General features: G+C 67.6%; 13 protein-coding genes. 11 read left to right on the forward strand and 2 right to left on the reverse strand.

Annotation, left to right across the window (positions count from 1 at the left end; all coding sequences use genetic code 11):
- Window positions 1-111: 111 nt before the first annotated feature.
- A complete protein-coding gene (locus WFK61_RS16240; protein WP_336813122.1) occupies window positions 112-1,296 on the reverse strand; it encodes a trans-sulfuration enzyme family protein in 1,185 nt (394 codons plus the stop codon).
- 92 nt (window positions 1,297-1,388) lie between these two features.
- Window positions 1,389-2,267 (reverse strand): LysR substrate-binding domain-containing protein, encoded by an 879-nt coding sequence (locus WFK61_RS16245; protein ID WP_336813123.1) that lies wholly within the window; start codon window positions 2,265-2,267, stop codon window positions 1,389-1,391.
- A gap of 871 nt (window positions 2,268-3,138) precedes the next feature.
- On the opposite strand from WFK61_RS16245, the gene WFK61_RS16250 reads away from it, so the two are divergent.
- The 11 genes from WFK61_RS16250 to WFK61_RS16300 all read left to right on the forward strand — a co-directional run bounded on the left by WFK61_RS16250 (window position 3,139) and on the right by WFK61_RS16300 (window position 16,659).
- The gene (locus WFK61_RS16250; protein WP_336813124.1) at window positions 3,139-3,405 is read left to right on the forward strand and encodes a YMGG-like glycine zipper-containing protein; all 267 of its coding nucleotides are present in this window, start codon (window positions 3,139-3,141) and stop codon (window positions 3,403-3,405) included.
- 699 nt (window positions 3,406-4,104) lie between these two features.
- Window positions 4,105-4,566, forward strand: a complete 462-nt coding sequence (locus WFK61_RS16255; RefSeq protein ID WP_336813125.1) for a hypothetical protein — start codon at window positions 4,105-4,107, stop codon at window positions 4,564-4,566.
- A gap of 14 nt (window positions 4,567-4,580) precedes the next feature.
- Entirely contained in the window at window positions 4,581-5,204 is a 624-nt protein-coding gene (locus tag WFK61_RS16260) for a L,D-transpeptidase (RefSeq protein WP_336813126.1), read from the forward strand.
- A gap of 35 nt (window positions 5,205-5,239) precedes the next feature.
- Window positions 5,240-6,265 carry an amino acid ABC transporter substrate-binding protein gene (locus WFK61_RS16265; protein WP_336813127.1) on the forward strand — a complete coding sequence of 342 codons (1,026 nt, stop codon included), beginning with the start codon at window positions 5,240-5,242 and terminating at the stop codon, window positions 6,263-6,265.
- A 788-nt stretch (window positions 6,266-7,053) separates the two neighbouring features.
- Window positions 7,054-8,100 (forward strand): alpha/beta hydrolase, encoded by a 1,047-nt coding sequence (locus tag WFK61_RS16270; RefSeq protein WP_336813128.1) that lies wholly within the window; start codon window positions 7,054-7,056, stop codon window positions 8,098-8,100.
- A gap of 225 nt (window positions 8,101-8,325) precedes the next feature.
- Complete coding sequence (locus tag WFK61_RS16275; RefSeq protein WP_336813129.1) at window positions 8,326-9,288, forward strand: helix-turn-helix domain-containing protein; 963 nt, start codon at window positions 8,326-8,328, stop codon at window positions 9,286-9,288.
- 83 nt (window positions 9,289-9,371) lie between these two features.
- On the forward strand, window positions 9,372-10,541 hold the full coding sequence (locus WFK61_RS16280; RefSeq protein ID WP_336813130.1) for an MFS transporter: 1,170 nt from the start codon (window positions 9,372-9,374) through the stop codon (window positions 10,539-10,541).
- A gap of 193 nt (window positions 10,542-10,734) precedes the next feature.
- On the forward strand, window positions 10,735-11,847 hold the full coding sequence (locus WFK61_RS16285) for an efflux RND transporter periplasmic adaptor subunit (protein WP_336813131.1): 1,113 nt from the start codon (window positions 10,735-10,737) through the stop codon (window positions 11,845-11,847).
- Window positions 11,844-14,924 (forward strand): efflux RND transporter permease subunit, encoded by a 3,081-nt coding sequence (locus WFK61_RS16290; protein WP_336813132.1) that lies wholly within the window; start codon window positions 11,844-11,846, stop codon window positions 14,922-14,924. The genes WFK61_RS16285 and WFK61_RS16290 overlap by 4 nt, the downstream gene beginning before the upstream one ends.
- Window positions 14,921-16,054, forward strand: a complete 1,134-nt coding sequence (locus WFK61_RS16295) for an efflux RND transporter periplasmic adaptor subunit (protein WP_336813133.1) — start codon at window positions 14,921-14,923, stop codon at window positions 16,052-16,054. Before WFK61_RS16290 ends, WFK61_RS16295 begins: the two co-directional genes overlap by 4 nt.
- 95 nt (window positions 16,055-16,149) lie before the next feature.
- Complete coding sequence (locus WFK61_RS16300) at window positions 16,150-16,659, forward strand: DUF1269 domain-containing protein (protein WP_336813134.1); 510 nt, start codon at window positions 16,150-16,152, stop codon at window positions 16,657-16,659.
- The last annotated feature ends 33 nt before the right edge of the window (window positions 16,660-16,692 follow it).

Consider the following 16,692-nt stretch of genomic DNA (forward strand, 5'->3'; position numbering starts at 1 on the left):
TCATTCCCCTTCGTTTTTGTGTTTCGGAGGCCGTCTTCGGGCAAAGTCCTTCCGCCACGGCGCGGGCGTCGCGCCATGTCCTCGTCATCGCAATTCTGGCGCTGCTTCCGGTCAGGCCGCCTTGCTTGCGGAGGCTTGCCCGAGCACCGACAGCAGCCGGCTCAGATCGGCCCAGAGCTCGCCTGGCTCCTCGAGACCGATGCTGATGCGCAGCAGCGGGCCTTTCGCGGTCCAGGCCGTAGCGGTGCGATCCGGCGCGATCGCCTGCGGCGCGACGAGGCTGCGCGTGCCGCCCCAGGATGCGCCGATCGCGAAGACGCGCAGCGCGCTCAAGGCTGCGCTCATGGTGTCGTCGTCGACCGGCTTCAGCACGAGGCTGAACAGGCCGGACGAGCGGCCCATGTTGCGCTTCCAGACCGCGTGGCCGGGACTGGAGGGCAGGGCCGGATGCAGCACGCGCTCGACCATGGGGTGATCGACGAGCCGGCGGGCGAAATCCTCGGAAACCCCGCCCATATGGGCGACGCGCAGGCCCATGGTCTCGATGCCGCGCAGCGCCAGCTGGCATTCGTCCGGCGAGACGCCGACGCCGAAACCGCGCAGCGTCTCCTTCATCTTCTGGCGCAGGCCCATGTCCCGGACCGTCACCGAGCCGAGCAGCAGGTCGGAATGGCCGCCGACATATTTGGTCAGCGCCTCGCAGGCGAAATCGGCGCCGTGCTCCAGCGGCTTGAAGATCAGCGGCGTCGCCCAGGTGTTGTCGCAGCCGACGAGCGCGCCCTTGGCCTTGGCCGCCGCGGCGATGGCGGGCACGTCCTGCACCTCCATCGTGTTCGAGCCGGGCGACTCGACCCAGACCAGCTTGACGGTCTCGTCGATCAGATCGGCGATGCCGGCCTCGATCAGCGGGTCGTAGACGCCATAGGCTATGCCGCGCGGTTCGAGAAATTCGGCGCAGAAGCTGCGTACCGGCGGATAGACATGGTCGGGGATCAGCACCTTGTCGCCGGGCATCAGCACCGACAGCATCACGATGGTCACGGCCGCCTGCCCGGAGGGCACGAGCACGGTGCGCGTCCCATCATGCAGCACCGTCAGTTGCGCTTCCAGCGTGCGGGTCGTCGGGGTGCCGTGCAGGCCGTAGGTATAGCCGTCGAAGCCGCGATATTTGCGGGCCATGAAGCTCGCGCCATCGGGATAGACGATGGTGGAGGCGCGATGCGTCGGCACGGCGAGCGAGGCATAGCCCTCCTCGTTGACGGCCGGGTGGTGAACGCAAAGTGTCAGGTCATGCATGGTCGGTTTCCCTCGCTCGGGAAATCCTCGATCACCCCTGAAAAGCGGGCAATCAGCCAAATGGCATGGCTCGATGCCGGATTGTTATGGTTTCAGCGTGCCGCCATCAGGCAGTCGATGAAATCGCGCACCAGCTGCGATTTCGGCCGGTCCGGCGGCAGGATCAGGAAGCTGCGGCTCTGCACCGCCGGCTCGAACGGGCGCAGCACGATCCGGCTCTGGTCATGGCCTGCGATCGCATAGGGGCTGACGAGCCCGACGCCGACGCCTTGCGCGACCAGCGCGCAGACGGTCGCGGCATAGATCGTCTCGACGACGACGCGGGGCGGCGGCGCCCCGGCCTCCGACATGATCATGTCGAAGCGCTGGCGGGCGCGATCCTCCGGCACATAGGCGACGAAATCGACGCCCGACAGATCGTGCGGTCCGATGCTCTCGCGCTCCGCGAGCGGATGGCCTAGCGGCATGGCGCAGAGCGCGCGCGGCTGCACGAAGGGCTGGTGCACGACCCCCGTGACATCGATTTCGTCGGCGGCGAGCCCGATATCGTAGATGCCGGAGGCGACGCCGTCCCGCACGTCCCGGGAGGGCAGGACCATCAGCGTGACGGTCGCGTCGGGGCGCAGGTTGCGGAAGCGCAGCACGGCGTTGGGAACGATCGAGGAGCTCAGCGCCGACAGCGTCGCGACCCGCAGCTGGCCGGCGCCATAGTCGCGGATGCGGGCGGCGCCGGCACGCAGCCGGTCCATGCCGCGGAAATTGGCCTCGACCTCGGCGAAGAAGGTTCGTCCTTCGGGCGTGGGCACGATGCGGTTGCGCACCCGGTCGAACAGGGCGAAGCCCAGCGACCGTTCAAGCTCAGCGATCAGCCGGCTAACGCCTGGCTGGGTGACGCCCAGGATCTCGGCCGCCCGCGACACGGTTCCGGCCTTCATCACGGCAGCGAAGACTTCGATCTGGCGGCTGTTCAAGATTCGCGCGTCCGGTCCATGCAATCGGCGCGATGCTAGCGCATCGGCCCGAAAAGTGGAGCGCGATTTTCGGGCAAAGCCGATGCAAGATCAAAGCGCTAGAGGATCGGGTCGAATACGATATTCAGCCCGATCCTCTAGCGCATTCTGCCGGAAAGCGGACCGTCTGATGGGCCGGAATCAACGCGTGAACGCGCCGAGGCCGGCCGTCGCGACAGAGGGGCGCGTCAGACCCAGGCCCAATGGCAGCGGCGGACGCGCCGGCCGAAGCGGTCCCGGAACGTGCGGCATACCCGCACCTGCCGGCGTGCGTGCCGGCGCCGATGCGGCGGCGGGCCATGCGGGTGTCGGCCACGATGGCCCTGCGACCAGTCCGCCTCGACCCCGTCCGGCAGCGCCGCCACCGTTTCATGCGAGGAAGGGGTGGCTCCTGCGGTGCAGGTCGGGGAGGCCGCGGAAGCCTCTGCGTTGATCAGGGCTCCGAAAGCCCCCGATCCGACGCCGAGCAAGCCAAGTAGAAAAGATCGCCGGTCCACTGCGTAAATCCTCCAGGCATATCGAGGCGGTCGAAGTGAGTTTATGGCCACGAAATTGGAAAGATGTCAGCCGTTCAACACGGTGGTTGTTCAAGCCGTTCAAGCAGTCACGCTCGCCTTTGCTTCCTGTGTCAAGTCGATCGGGTCTGAAGGTCGTGTGGGTCCTGCTTTTGGGATTGGGCGTACAGATTTTGGGATTCTCGGAGGATGCATTTGCGATTCCGCGGCATAGGGTCGGGTGGATTCAGGTGCTCGAATGCGACGACAATGTCTCGTTGTCGGTTGGGTTTCGGGCATGGTCTGAAATGCGTCGACTTCGAGAGGAAATGTCCAAGATGCGGTTGAAATTCGCCGTCCTCGCCATCGGTCTGGCCCTTGCAGGCTGCAACACCAACTCGGCCGACCAGCGGACGCTCGGTGGCGCTGCGATCGGCGCCGGCACGGGCGCCATCGTCGGCGGCATTGCGGGTGGCGGCCGTGGCGCGGCGATCGGTGCCGCCGTGGGCGGCGTCACCGGCGCCGTGATCGGCCGGGCGACCACGCCCAACAACTGTCTCTACCGTGACCGTCAGGGCCGCGTCTTCGAGGCGCGCTGCCCCTGAGATCGCATATCGGCTTCAGCCATTGGGCGGTGTTGCACAGCGATGCCGCCCGACGGCATGATCCGTAATGCGCCGGAGCGGGAAGGGCATGGCATGACGAGCAGGCGAACGGTTCTGGCGGGGTTTCTCGGTTTGGCCGGAGCAGTCTTGCTGCCCAGTCTTCCAGGCCATGCCGCGGCTGCGGATCCGGAGGCCTTGGCGCCTGAAACGGCCAACGCGCTCGATCGGGCCGAGGCCGAATTCAGTCAGCGGCCGCAACTCTATTACAATCGCCAAAGGCAGCTTCGTCGGCAGTCGCATACCCGGCCGGAGCGTCCGCCGCGCGTGGACCCGCGCCGTTCGCGGCGCAGATGGCGGCCCGCGCAACCGCCGGCATCGCGCTGATGGCATGCGGCGAGGCCTGCGCAACAAGGCCGGCCTCCGGCATCCCGTCATTCCATTCGCCGTTACGGCCTCCCGCGCCCGTGCGATCGACTGCAGGGCGAGCACCGGAGTGTGTCGCTCCAAAGCGGGGTTGATCAGCTCCGGATTTGCGGCTCTCATGCCGGACGTTCCGCTTGGCTCCGGTGGACAGCGGGAAGGTGGTTGCAACTGCCGCAGGCAATCGGTCCGGCCTCGACGCAGACCGGGCCGCAAGGAGGGACGATGACAAGCAAGCCCGCATGTTCTCGCAGCGCTCGGTGGCCATCCGTCAGCGTGATGGCCTGCAGCGTGGCGCTGCCGCTTCTTCTTGCGGGCTGCGGCGGCGGCGAGAGCCTCCCGCCTGTCGCGAGCGGCAGCGCGGCGGGTGCGTCTGCTCCGGCCCCTGCCAATGTTTCGCGCGACGCCCTGGTCGGGCGCTGGGGTGTTGCCTCCTTCCACACGGAGAAGGATCGCAAGCGCACGGAGGCCGAGGCGCGGGGCCAGTGCAAGCAGCCCTATGTGATCGCCAAGGGGCCTGGCGACGGCGTGATGATGCATGTCGCGGATGATCCCAAGCTCTACGAACTCAGGCTGAAGGCCGGCCCCGGCGGCAAGAATTATCTCGGCTTCGAGGCGCCGGCCGGCGATCCGCAGGATCGCGAGTTGCTCTCGGTGAAGCCGAAGGAGATCGTGGCGCGCTTCGTCGATCCCGATGCCAATGCCCGTTACGGCACCTTCATCTACAGCCGCTGCGGCTGATCGGAGGCGATGAGATGAACCACGGCATCCGCACCGCCCTGCTTGCCTCCGGTCTCGGCTTCGCGGCGCTCTTCGCCACGCAGGCCGGGGCGCAGCCGCGCCCGCCGGGGGCGATCCAGGAAACCATGGATATCGGCGACGAGCCGGGCCGTGTGTCCACCGAGGAAGCCACGATCACCGATGGGCCCTATGCCCGCCAGATGGTGCTGTTCCGTTCGAACGAGGCGCCGGGCACGGTGGTGATCCATTCGGCCGAGCGCTTCCTCTATGTGGTGCAAGGCAATGGCCGCGCTCTGCGCTATGGCATCGGCGTCGGCCGCGAGGGTTTTACCTGGTCCGGCCAGGTTCAGGTCAGCCGCAAGGCGGAATGGCCGGACTGGCGCCCGCCGCCGGAGATGCTGCAGCGCCAGCCCTATCTACCGCGCTTCATGGCCGGCGGCCCGGGCAACCCGATGGGCGCGCGCGCGCTCTATCTCGGCTCCACCGTCTTCCGCATCCACGGCACCAATCAGCCGGAGACGATCGGTCAGGCGATTTCGTCTGGCTGCTTCCGGCTCGCCAATGGTGACATCGCCGATCTCTACGAGCGCGTGCCGGTCGGCACCAAGGTCGTTATCCGCCACAAGGCGACGCTGTAACCGCTACCGCTGACTCGCAGAAGGAACGGACAGACATGTCGAAGGTTTCCTGGTTTCGCCGCAGCGGTCTTGGTCTTGCCGCGCTCTTTGGGCTCGCCCTTCCCGCCGGTGCCGGCACGCTCGAGAACGTCAAGCAGCGCGGCACGCTGCAATGTGGCGTCAGCGAGGGCGTGCTCGGCTTCTCCGAGAAGGATGCGCAGGGCAACTGGCGCGGCTTCGATGTCGATTTCTGCCGTGCCGTGGCTGCGGTCGTGCTGGGCGACGCGAGCAAGGTCGCCTTCACCCCGCTCTCGGCGAGCGAGCGTTTCGACGCCCTGAAGGGCGGCAAGGTCGATCTTCTCGCGCGCAACTCGACCTGGACGCTGGGCCGCGAGGCCGAGCTCGGCCTCGCCTTCGCCGGCATCACCTATCACGACGGGCAGGGTTTCCTGGCCAAGCGCGCGCTCAAGGTCGATACGGCGCTGTCGCTCGACAAGGCGAAGATCTGCGTCGAGGCCGGCACCACGACGCAGCTCAACCTCGCCGATTTCTTCAAGGCCAACTCGATGACCTATGAGGAAAAGGTCTATCCGAGCGCGGCCGAGGCGCTCTCCGCCTTCCAGTCCGGGCAATGCGATGTGCTGACCCGCGACCAGTCGGCCCTGCATGGCGAGCGGCTCAGGCTCGCGACGCCGGCCGAGGCGATCGTGCTGCCGGATGTGATCTCGAAGGAGCCGCTCGGGCCGGTCGTGCGCAGCGACGATTTTCCCTGGTTCACTCTGGTGAAATGGGTCAATTTCGCTCTGGTCAATGCCGAGGAACTCGGCATCTCCAGTGCCAATCTCGACGAGGCCATCAAATCCCAGAAGCCCGACGCGCGCCGCTTCACCGGTGCGGAAGGCGGCTTCGGCAAGGCGCTCGGTCTTGAGGCCGACTGGGCGGTCCGCGCCGTCAAGGCGGGCGGCAACTATGCCGAAATCTACGAGCGCAATCTCGGCACCGGCTCGAAGCTCGGCATCCCGCGCGGGCTGAACCAGCTCTGGAGCATGGGCGGCGTTCTCTACGCTCCGCCGCTGCGCTGAGGCGGCGATCCCCTTACGATGCCGCGCCCTCTGAAGGCGCGGCATTTGCTTTTCGTCTTTCAGCGCCCGCGGCGCCAGGGCGGAGGCGGCAGCGGGCGGCGGTTACGCTGGCGATAGCGGTGCCAGTTCTTCCGCCGTGGCCTTGTCTGGCCCGGGCGGGCTGGAAGCGTAGCGGCGCCCGGCGCTCTCGGCTGCGGCGGTCCTTGCGTGAATTCGGCGCCCAGCGTGTCGAGCGCGCTTGAAGCGGCGGCCGGTCGATCATCGCGCGGCGAGGCTTCGGCGGTCACGGCGGCCAGAACGCCACCGAGAAGTGCGGTCAGAAATGCCCTGCGTTTCATCTGCAACCTTAAGTCTAGTGGTTGTTGTTCATGCCGTCGGAGCATGGTGCGATACGTTGGACCTGCCCGGTAGGGTTTCACAAGCGCTGATCGCTCTTTCGAGTGAACGCTTCATTTATGCGGGGTTGTGCTCTCGCATCGGCAAAAACCATTGCGAGCGCGACGAATATCTTGTCGCGGAGGGGGCTGTCGACGGAGAGTCTCAATCCTTGACGCTGCGTCCCAAAATCGAATCCTGCATCGCAGTGCAGCGAACCTTAACTTGTCGGCGCGAGGGCGGTTACCTACGGTTCGTCCCGCATGAGAATCTTCAAGACGATGAGCGGGCGGCCTGGCGCGCCGCGGGACAGCGCGGGCGCGTGCCGACCCCGCGTGAGGTCCCTTGCTGCGGTCGTTCTCGCGGCTGTGCTCACGGCCTGCGCCTCGACGCCGCGCGGATTGTTGCAGCCCGTGGCTGCCGTTCCCGGCACGGACAGCGTCAATATGCTGACGGCAACGACGCGCGCGCCATCGGATGATCCCGGAATCCTCTTCAGCGGCGAACGCGGCGAGACGGTTTCCTTCCAGAATATCGTCGTCTCGATCCCGCCGGGCCGCGAGCCCGGCACGATTCAGCTGCCGCGATCGGTGCCGGGCGATCCTGCCCGGGATTTCGTGGTGACGGCCTCCACGGCGTTGTCGAAAGACCGACTTGCCAAGTGGTTCAGATCGGCCAGCGGCCGTAGTAAGCGCGTCTTTGTCTTCGTGCATGGCTTCAACACGCCGTTCGACCGCGCGGTCTTCCGTTTCGCGCAACTCGCGCATGACGCCGACGCCGATGCGGCTCCGGTCCTCTTCTCCTGGCCCTCGCGCGGCTATCTGCTCGACTACAGCCGGGACTTTGACAACGCCTCCTACTCGCGCTCGGATCTCGCGGACCTGCTTGAGGTCGCCGTCGCCGGTCCCGATGTCCGTGAGGTGGTGATCCTGGCTCACTCGATGGGGAGCTGGCCCGCCGTCGAGGCGGTCAGGCAGATCGCGCTGCGGAAGGGTGGCGTCCCGCGCAAGATCAGCAACCTCATCCTGGCGTCGCCCGATCTCGATGTCGGCGTCTTTCGCCGGCAGGTCGAGGATATGGGGCCGAAGCGCCCGCAGATCACGCTGTTCACGGCGCAGCACGATCGCGCCCTGCAGGTCTCCCGGTTCATCGCGCGTGGCGCGACCCGGCTCGGCGGCATCGATCCGACGCAGGAGGAATATCGCCGCCAGTTCGCCGGGCAGGCCGGGATCACGGTGATCGATCTTTCTGCCGTGAGCGCCGGTGATCGTCTGAACCACGACCTTTTCGCCGCAAGCCCCGATGCCGTGCGCCTGATCGGCGGGCGCCTGCTGCAGGGGCAAGTCATCACCGATTCCGATGTTCCTGCGCCGGTTGCGGCAGCGGGCGTGATCGGTTCGGCTGCGACGATGCTGGTCACCGCGCCGATCCGCGTCTTCGATGCGGCGACGACGCAATAGGGTTGACGGCGTCTGTTGCGGAAGGAGATACTTGGGGGTCTTCTTGAGAATAAGTATAAAATTATCGATATTGTTCGGCCGGGATCGTTTGACCTGAGTCAATTTTGCCTGAATTGATCCAGTGTTAGGGTTCGATCCTGCATTTCGCTTTTCGCGCGAAATGCATCATGATCGGGGAATCTGATACCGGCTTTCTCTCGGGGCGGCGTGAGAAGGAGCATCAGCATGTTTGCGGTGCCGCATTTGCGCACGGCGGGACTACGGGCGCAGGACCAGTTCGACGCCTGGCGCTCCCTGCACAAGGATACGATCGAGCTTCTCCCGACAGGAGAGGTCTCGACGGGTTTTGTCGCCGAGTTCTCGTCCTGGAACCTCGGCGAGCTCGTGCTGACGCATGTCGTCTATGCGGGCGCGCCCGGCCGGCAGTGGCGGCATCGCCCCAAATCCTATCTCGACCATTGGTGCCTGGTGCTGGCGCGGACGATCACGGCTGACGGCGTGGCGTGCGAGGACCTGAGCTTCCGGTCGCTGGCATTGCCCTTCGATGGGCAGGCTCAGGACAGCGAGGTCATCACGCTCTATTTGCCGCGCGACCGCCGTCCCGCGGATGAGCAGCGCTTCGACGACGCCCATGGCCTTGCTGTCAGCGAAGAATTCGCGCCCCTGCTGACCGGCTATATGGACGGGCTGGTCCGGCGGCTGCCCTTCGTCGCCCCCGAGCATGCGGCCAGTCTCGAGGTGCCGACCAAGGCGCTCGTCGCGGCCTGCGTCGCGCCCCGGCCTGTCGGGCAGGATCTGGCGCGGCATCTGCCGGGCTCCGTGCTGATCGACAGGGCGAGGGCCGTCGTGCGCCAGAACATGGCCTCCCCTGATTTCGGACCCGAGCGCCTGGCCCGGCTCCTGGCCATGTCCCGCTCCAAGCTCTACCGGCTGTTCGAAAGCAGCGGCGGCGTGGCGCATTTCATCAACAGGGAGCGTCTGCGCGAGGCTCACTATCGGCTGAGCTCCCATCATTCCGCGCGCTCGATCCATGCCATCGGCAACGAGGTCGGCTTCTCCGACCACTCGACCTTCAGCAGGGCCTTTCGGCGCGAATTCGGCTACAGTCCGACCGAAGCGCGCGAGCGCGGCCTCGTCCGCTATTTCGCCGACGAGCCCGATGCCCCCGGCGTGGCCGAGCGGTGCTGAGCCGCTCGTTCCTGCGGAAAAGGACAGGGCTTTCGGCCGGAGGCGAACCCGCCGGGCATCCGGCGGTCGCGCCGGATGTGCCCGTGGGCCGGCTGGCGCTGCTCTATGCCTGCCTGTTCTTCGAGCTGGGCGTCAATCTTCCGTTCTTCCCCCTCTGGCTCAAGGCGCAAGACCTCGACGCGGATGCGATCGGCATCGTCCTTGCCGCGCCGCTGCTGACCCGGATCGTCGCGAACCCGACCGTTGGCGCGCTCGCGGACCGGAGCGGGCGCATCGCCGTCGTGCTGACGCTGTGCGCGGTGCTGGTCGCTGCGGGGACGGGGCTCCTGACCGTCGCGAACGGCTTCTGGCCGATCCTTCTCGTGGTGATCGCCATCGCGCTGGCGCAAGGTCCGCTCATCGCGCTGGCCGACACGATGACGCTGGAGCGCCTTGCCCGTGTTGTCAGGCCCGAGCTGACCTATGGCCGTGTCCGTCTCTGGGGGGCGCTGGGCTTTGCGGCCGCCAATCTCATCGCCGGCTGGGCGCTTGAATGGTTTTCGGCCGCTGCGATCATCGTTCTGCTGCTGACATCGGCGATCGCCACGGCGGTCGCGGCCGCGAGCTGCATGACGGTGGCGCCTGGCGAGGTGGCCGGCACGGGGCAGGGCGATCGCTGGCCGGCGCCCCCTCTTTTCCTGGCTTGTGCGATCGGCGGCGCCGCAATGGTGCAGGCGAGCCATGCGGCATTCTATGGATTCGGTGCGTTGCACTGGCAGGCAGCCGGGGTCTCCGGCCCCATGATGGGCGGGTTATGGTCGCTCGGGGTCCTGTCCGAGGTCGTTCTGTTCGCTTGCCTCGGCTATCGGATGAGCGGGGCAGGCAGTGCCGCCGGCCTGCTGGTCGCGGCAGCCGCAGCGGCGATCCTGCGCTGGGCGGCCATGGCGCAGGATCCCGGCATTCCGGCGCTGGTGGGCCTCCAGCTGACGCATGGCGTGACGTTCGGCGTCACCCATCTCGGCAGCATCTTCCTGCTTTCACGGCTGGCGCCCGGCCGGATGCAGGCGAGCGCCCAGGCCTGGCTGGCCGGGAGCTGGGCCGGCCTGATGGCCGTCCTGACGGCGCTGTCCGGCTGGCTTTACGAGGGTTGGGGTGAGGGAATCTATCTCGTGATGGCCGCGGTTGCCGGGGCCGGTCTGCTTCTGCTGGCGCCGGTCGCCCTCGGCTTGCGGCGCCTCGCTATCGGGGTGTCGTCGCAGCAACAAATGAGATGAGCAGCCCAGAGTTGGGATTCTGAGCTGATCCGTGTTCCCGCCCGTATTGCTAGCGTTCCCCGGATTTCGCGGGTGCAGCAAGCGCCTGCGGGCAGGTGAAGGCCGCGGTCGTCAGGGGATGGAGTTCGATGCAGAGACAAGGCTTGCGGCACTCCGGCGCGCAGCTGGCGGCAGCAATGGCCGGAGGCTTGGCATGAGACTCGGCATGAGGCGTGGCGATGCCTTGCCCGGTGCGGGCAGCCTTCTGGCCATGGCAGCGGTCGCGCTGGCCGTTGCGTCCTGCAATAGCGAGGACAAGGCGCCGCCTCCGCCGGTTCGTCCGGTGCGCACGGTGACGGTCGAGCCGCCGCGCCAGGCCCCCGATCTCAGCTTCACCGGTCATGTCGAGGCGCAGAACCAGGCTGCGTTGGCCTTCCGCATCGGCGGCCGTCTGGCGGAACGTCTCGTCGGGGTGGGAGCGAATGTCCGCGAGGGCGAGGTCGTCGCGCGGCTCGACCCCGAGAACGAGCTCAACGATCTTCGCTCGACCCAGGCGGCGCTGGCCGCTGCCGAGGGCGATCTGCGCAAGGCGGAGAACCAGTTCCAGCGGCAGAGCCATCTGCTTGAGCGGCACATCACCACGCAGGCGGATTTCGACGCCGCCCGGCAGGGTTTGACCGCGGCGCGCGCCCAGGTCGAGGCCGCGCAGGCGCGCGTCCGTTCGGCGGAGGATCTCGTCGGCTTCACGACGCTGAAGGCCGACGCGCCGGGCGTCGTCACCCGCGTCGGCGCCGAGCCGGCCGAGGTCGTAGCCGCCGGCCGGATGATCGTCCAGCTGGCGCGCCGCGACGGCCGCGACGCCGTGTTCGAGATACCTGCCGATCTGGTGCGCCGCCTCGTGCCGGGCATGCCGGTGCGGGTCGCATTGAGCGGGGATGCCGGCACGGAGGCCACCGGCCGTGTCCGCGAGATCGCGCCACAGGCCGATCCCGTGACCAGGACCTTCAGGATCAGGGTCGGGCTCACCGATCCCGCGCCATCCTTCCGGCTGGGCGCGGCGGTCTCGGGAGCGGTTCGTGCCGAGGGGGCCGGCGGCATCGCCATCCCTGCGACGGCGCTGACGCAGCAGGACCAGAAGGTCGGTGCCTGGGTCGTCGACCCGAAGACGCTGACCGTTTCGCTGCGCCGGCTGGAGGTGGCCAGTGCCGACCCCGCCGCCGCCAGCATCTCCAAGGGATTGCAGGTGGGCGACATCGTCGTCACCGCCGGCGCCGGGCTTCTTCGTGAAGGTCAGAAGGTGCGCCTGATCGGAGCCGAGCCGCGATGAGCTTCAATCTGTCGGAATGGGCGCTGAAGAGCCGCTCGGTCGTCATTTATCTCATGGTGGTGGCGGTCGTCGCCGGTGTCTTCGCCTTCATCAGGCTCGGCCGCAACGAGGACCCGGCCTTCGTCATCAAGACCATGGTGGTCTCCGCCGTCTGGCCCGGCGCCAGCATGGAAGAGACCTTGAGCCAGGTCACGGAGCGCCTCGAACGGCAGATCGAGGAGACGCCCGGCCTTGACAGCGTGCGCAGCTTCACCCGGCCCGGCGTGACCACGATCTTCGTCAACCTCAAGGGCGACGTGCCCGGCCGTCAGGTGCAGGACACCTGGTACCGGGTGCGCAACCTGATCGCGGACATGCGCCACACCCTGCCGTCGGGCACGCTCGGACCGTTCTTCAACGACCGCTTCGGCGACACCTTCGGCATCATCTACGGCTTCACCTCGGATGGTTTTACCAGCCGCGAATTGCGCGACCATGTCGAGTCCATCCGGTCGCGGCTGCTGCTCGTGCCCGATGTCTCGAAGATCGAGATCATCGGCGCGCAGGACGAGCGCATCTTCATCGAGTTTTCGGTGCGGGAGCTCGCCAATCTCGGGCTCGATCGCGGTGGCCTGCTTGCCGCCCTGCAGGCCCAGAACGTGGTCCGGCCGGCGGGCGAAATCCAGACGCAGGACGAAAAGTTCTCCGTGCGCGTCTCCGGCGCCTTCCAGTCGGAAGCCGACCTGCTGAACATCAACTTCCCGGTCGGCGACCGGATGGTGCGGCTCGCCGATATCGCGACCGTCAGGCGCGGCCAGGCCGATCCGCCGACGCCGATGTTCCGCGTCAACGGCCGCGAGTCGATCGGGCTCGGCATCGCCATGCGCGAGGGCGGCGATATCCTGGCGCTCGGCCGCAACATCAAGAAGGCGATGGACGAGGTCACCGCCGGCCTGCCGCTCGGCATCGAGCCCAATCTGGTGGCCGACCAGGCCGTGACGGTCTCGCATGCGATCGACGATTTCATGATGTCGCTCTGGCAGGCTGTCGGCATCATCATGGTCGTCAGCTTCATCAGCCTCGGCGTGCGGCCGGGCCTCGTCGTCGCGCTCGCGATCCCGCTGACGCTCGCCATCGTCTTCGCCTGCATGCTGGTTGCGGGCATCGACATGCAGCGCATCTCGCTCGGCGCGCTCATCATCGCCCTGGCCTTGCTCGTCGACGACGCGATGACCACGACCGACGCCATGGTCACGCGGCTTGCCGCGGGCGAGGAGAAGATGAAGGCTGCCACCTTCGCCTTCGAGAAATACGCGACCGCCATGTTCGCCGGCACGCTGGTGACGATCGCCGGCTTCGTGCCGATAGGCTTCGCCGCAAGTTCCGCCGGCGAATACACCTTCTCGCTCTTCGCGGTGGTGACGATCGCGCTCGTCGTCTCCTGGTTCGTCGCGGTCCTGTTCGCGCCCGTGCTCGGCGTCGCCATGCTGAAGGCGCCCAAGGCTTCGGCGCAGAGCAAGGAGCCGGGCCGGGTCGAGCGCGGCTTCCGTTCGCTGCTCGCCGGCGCGATCAAGCTGCGCTGGATCACCATCGCCGTGACGCTCGGCCTGTTCGTGGCCTCGATCCTGGCGCTGCCGCTGGTGCCGCGGCAGTTCTTCCCGGCCTCCGACCGGCCCGAGCTGCTGGTCGATCTCACGCTGCCGCAGAACGCCTCGATTTATGCGAGCGAGGATCTCGTCAACCGCTTCGAGGCCTCGCTGAAGGGTGACCCCGATATCGAGCGCTGGAGCACCTATATCGGCCGCGGCGCGATCCGCTTCTACCTGCCGCTGAACGCGCAACTGCCGAACGACTTCTTCAGCCAGGCCGTGATCGTCGCCAAGGACGTGGCGGCGCGCGAACGGGTGCGGACGAAGCTGGAGGCCTTGCTCGCCAAGGAGTTCCCGAACGTCGTCGCGCGCGTCTCGCCGCTCGAACTCGGCCCGCCGGTCGGCTCGCCGGTGCAGTATCGCGTCAGCGGTCCGGACACGGCCGAGGTGCGCTCCATCGCCCTGCGGCTCGGGCAGGTCATCGCGGCCAATCCAAATGCCCGCCATATCAACTTCGACTGGATCGAGCCTTCGCGGGAATTGCGCCTGCGGGTCGATCAGGACGAGGCCCGCCGGCTCGGGCTGAGCTCGGCTGCCGTTGCTGCGATCGTCAACACCGTCGTCTCCGGCACGGTCGTGACGCAGGTGCGCGACTCCATCTATCTGGTCGATGTCGTCGTTCGGGCGCAGGATTCCGATCGCGTCTCGCTCGACACGCTGCGCAGCATGCAGGTCGCGCTGCCGAGCGGCCGCTCGGTGCCGGTCTCGCAATTCGTGAGCTTCAGCTACGGGCTCGAGACGCCGCTGATCTGGCGCCGCGACCGTGTGCCGAACCTGACGGTGGCGGCCGATGTGGCGCCGGGCGTGCTGCCGGATGCCGTCGTCAACGCGCTGCAGCCGTCGATCGACGAGCTGCGCAAGACCCTGCCCGCCGGCTACGGCATCGCCGTCGGCGGCTCGGTCGAGGAAAGCGCGAAGTCGCAAGCCTCGGTCATCGCCGTGATCCCGGTCATGCTGCTGATCATGTTCACGGTGCTGATGGCGCAGCTCAGGAGCTTCAGGCTGTTCGCGATCGTGCTCAGCATCGCGCCGCTCGGGCTGATCGGCGTCGTCGGGGCGCTCCTGCTCTCGGGCAAGCCGCTGGGCTTCGTCGCACTGCTCGGCATCCTCGCGCTGATCGGCATCATCACCAAGAATGCGGTGATCCTGGTCGGCCAGATCGAGGACGAGCGTGCCGCCGGCAAGGGCGTCGTCGAGGCTGCCATCGATGCCGCCGGCACGCGCTTCCGGCCGATCATGCTGACGGCGGTCTCGACCGTGCTCGGCATGATCCCGATCGCGCCGACCGTGTTCTGGGGGCCGATGGCTTTCGCGATCATGGGCGGCCTGCTGGTCGCGACGGTGCTGACCCTGGTTCTGCTGCCCGTCCTCTATGTCGCCGTCTTCGGCGCCGCGACGGGGCGCAGTGGGGCGAAGCGGCCGGCCAGCGCGGGAGGAGCCCTGTCATGAGCGCGATCGTGACGAAGCGGATTCCGCAGAAGACGCTCGGCCGCATGGGCGCCCTCGCGCTCATCGCAGCGGCGCTCGCCGCCTGCCGCAGCGAACAGGCGCCGCCGGCGGAGGCGCGCCCGGTCGGCGTCGTCACCGTCGCTGCGGGGCAGTTCTCGGACGATGTCCAGCTCAGCGGCGAGGTTCAGGCCAAGAAGGATGTCGGGCTTGCCTTCCGCATCGGCGGGCGCGTGCTGGAGCGCCCGGTCAATGTCGGCGACCGGGTCAAGGCCGGTCAGGTCATCGCCCGTCTGGAGCCGGCTCTGGAGCAGAACGCCCTGACGGCGGCAAAGGCCGCGCTGGAGGCGGCGCGCGGCGAGGTCAGCACGGCGCGCAACACCTATGAGCGGCAGGAGCGCCTGATGGCGCAGGGCTTCACCACGCGGCCGCGCTACGATCAGGCGCGGCGCGCACAGGAAACCGCGCAGGCCGCCCTTGAGAATGCGGAAGCACAGGTCGAACTGGCACGGGACCGGCTCGGCTTCACCGAATTGCGCGCGGATGTCGCCGGCGTCGTGACCGCCCGGCAGGTCGAGCCCGGCGAGGTGGTCCAGCCCGGCCAGGTCCTCGTCCAGATCGCGCGCGACGACAGCCGCGATGCCGTCTTCAACGTCCCCGCTACCTTGCTCGATCCGCGCTTCGCCGATGCGAAGATCCGCGTCTCGCTTGCCGACGCGCCCACCGTGATCGCCTATGGCTCGGTGCGCGAGGTCGCGCCGCAGGCCGATCCGGTGACGCGGACCTTTGCCGTCCGGGTCGGGTTGCAGGACCCGCCGGAGGCGATGCGGCTCGGCTCGACGGTCGTCGGCACCATCGAAATCTCGACCGCGGCGATCATAGCCATCCCCGCGAGCGCGCTGACCCAGCAGGGCCGTTCGCCCGCGGTCTGGGTCGTCGATCCCGCCAAGTCGACCGTCTCGCTGCGCGATATCGACGTGCTGCGCTTCGATCCCAGCAAGATCATCCTCTCGCAGGGACTGGCGCCCGGCGAGATGATCGTCTCGGCCGGCGTGCAGGCCCTGCATCCCGGCCAGCGCGTCAGGCCGCTGCCGGGCCCGCAATCCGCCGCGGCTTCGCCGCAGCGGCCGTGAGGAAGGCCAGCGCCGGCCTTCTTCATTCCGGAAGCTTTCCGGCCTGACCGGCTGGCTGCCGGTTCGTTCTCACCCACGCGTACGGAGTCATCGACATGAGTGATCTCGTCTTCATCGCCTTCCCGACGGAACAGAAGGCCGAGGAGGTCCGCCAGAAGGTCCTCTCCCTGCAGCGCGAATATCTGATCGAGCTGGGTGACGCCGTCGTCGTGGTCAAGGACGACAAGGGCCATGTGAAGCTCAACCAGATGCTCAACCTCACGGCCACGGGCGCGGCTTCCGGCGCGCTCTGGGGCACGCTGATCGGCTTCATCTTCCTGAACCCGCTGATCGGCACGGCGCTGGGTGCCGCGTCCGGCGCGCTCGGCGGCAAGTTCAGCGATATCGGCATCAACGACCAGTTCATGAAGGATGCCGCCGAGGCCCTGCAGCCGAACACGGCGGGCCTGTTCCTGCTCATCCGCAAGATGACGACCGACAAGGTGCTGGCGGATCTCAAGGGCGTCGGCGGCACGCTGATGCAGACCTCCTTCGACGAGACCAAGGAGGCGCAGTTGCGCGCGGCGCTCTCGGCTGCGGCCGAGACCGAGGCCCCGAAGACGTAAGCCGCGACCAAAGCCCGCCGTCACGAGGCGGCG

It is taken from the genome of Allobosea sp. MMO-172, assembly GCF_037147855.1.
Classification (GTDB): Bacteria; Pseudomonadota; Alphaproteobacteria; order Rhizobiales; family Beijerinckiaceae; genus Allobosea.

What these genes read in the sequence shown, in the direction of transcription:
- WFK61_RS16250 (WP_336813124.1), top strand. Translation starts at nt 3,139, where the DNA reads ATGCGGTTGAAATTCGCCGTCCTCGCCATCGGTCTGGCCCTTGCAGGC.
- WFK61_RS16260 (WP_336813126.1), top strand. Translation starts at nt 4,581, where the DNA reads ATGAACCACGGCATCCGCACCGCCCTGCTTGCCTCCGGTCTCGGCTTC.
- WFK61_RS16290 (WP_336813132.1), top strand. Translation starts at nt 11,844, where the DNA reads ATGAGCTTCAATCTGTCGGAATGGGCGCTGAAGAGCCGCTCGGTCGTC.
- WFK61_RS16255 (WP_336813125.1), top strand. Translation starts at nt 4,105, where the DNA reads ATGGCCTGCAGCGTGGCGCTGCCGCTTCTTCTTGCGGGCTGCGGCGGC.
- WFK61_RS16240 (WP_336813122.1), bottom strand. Translation starts at nt 1,296, where the DNA reads ATGCATGACCTGACACTTTGCGTTCACCACCCGGCCGTCAACGAGGAG.
- WFK61_RS16265 (WP_336813127.1), top strand. Translation starts at nt 5,240, where the DNA reads ATGTCGAAGGTTTCCTGGTTTCGCCGCAGCGGTCTTGGTCTTGCCGCG.
- WFK61_RS16275 (WP_336813129.1), top strand. Translation starts at nt 8,326, where the DNA reads ATGTTTGCGGTGCCGCATTTGCGCACGGCGGGACTACGGGCGCAGGAC.
- WFK61_RS16300 (WP_336813134.1), top strand. Translation starts at nt 16,150, where the DNA reads ATGAGTGATCTCGTCTTCATCGCCTTCCCGACGGAACAGAAGGCCGAG.
- WFK61_RS16285 (WP_336813131.1), top strand. Translation starts at nt 10,735, where the DNA reads ATGAGACTCGGCATGAGGCGTGGCGATGCCTTGCCCGGTGCGGGCAGC.
- WFK61_RS16295 (WP_336813133.1), top strand. Translation starts at nt 14,921, where the DNA reads ATGAGCGCGATCGTGACGAAGCGGATTCCGCAGAAGACGCTCGGCCGC.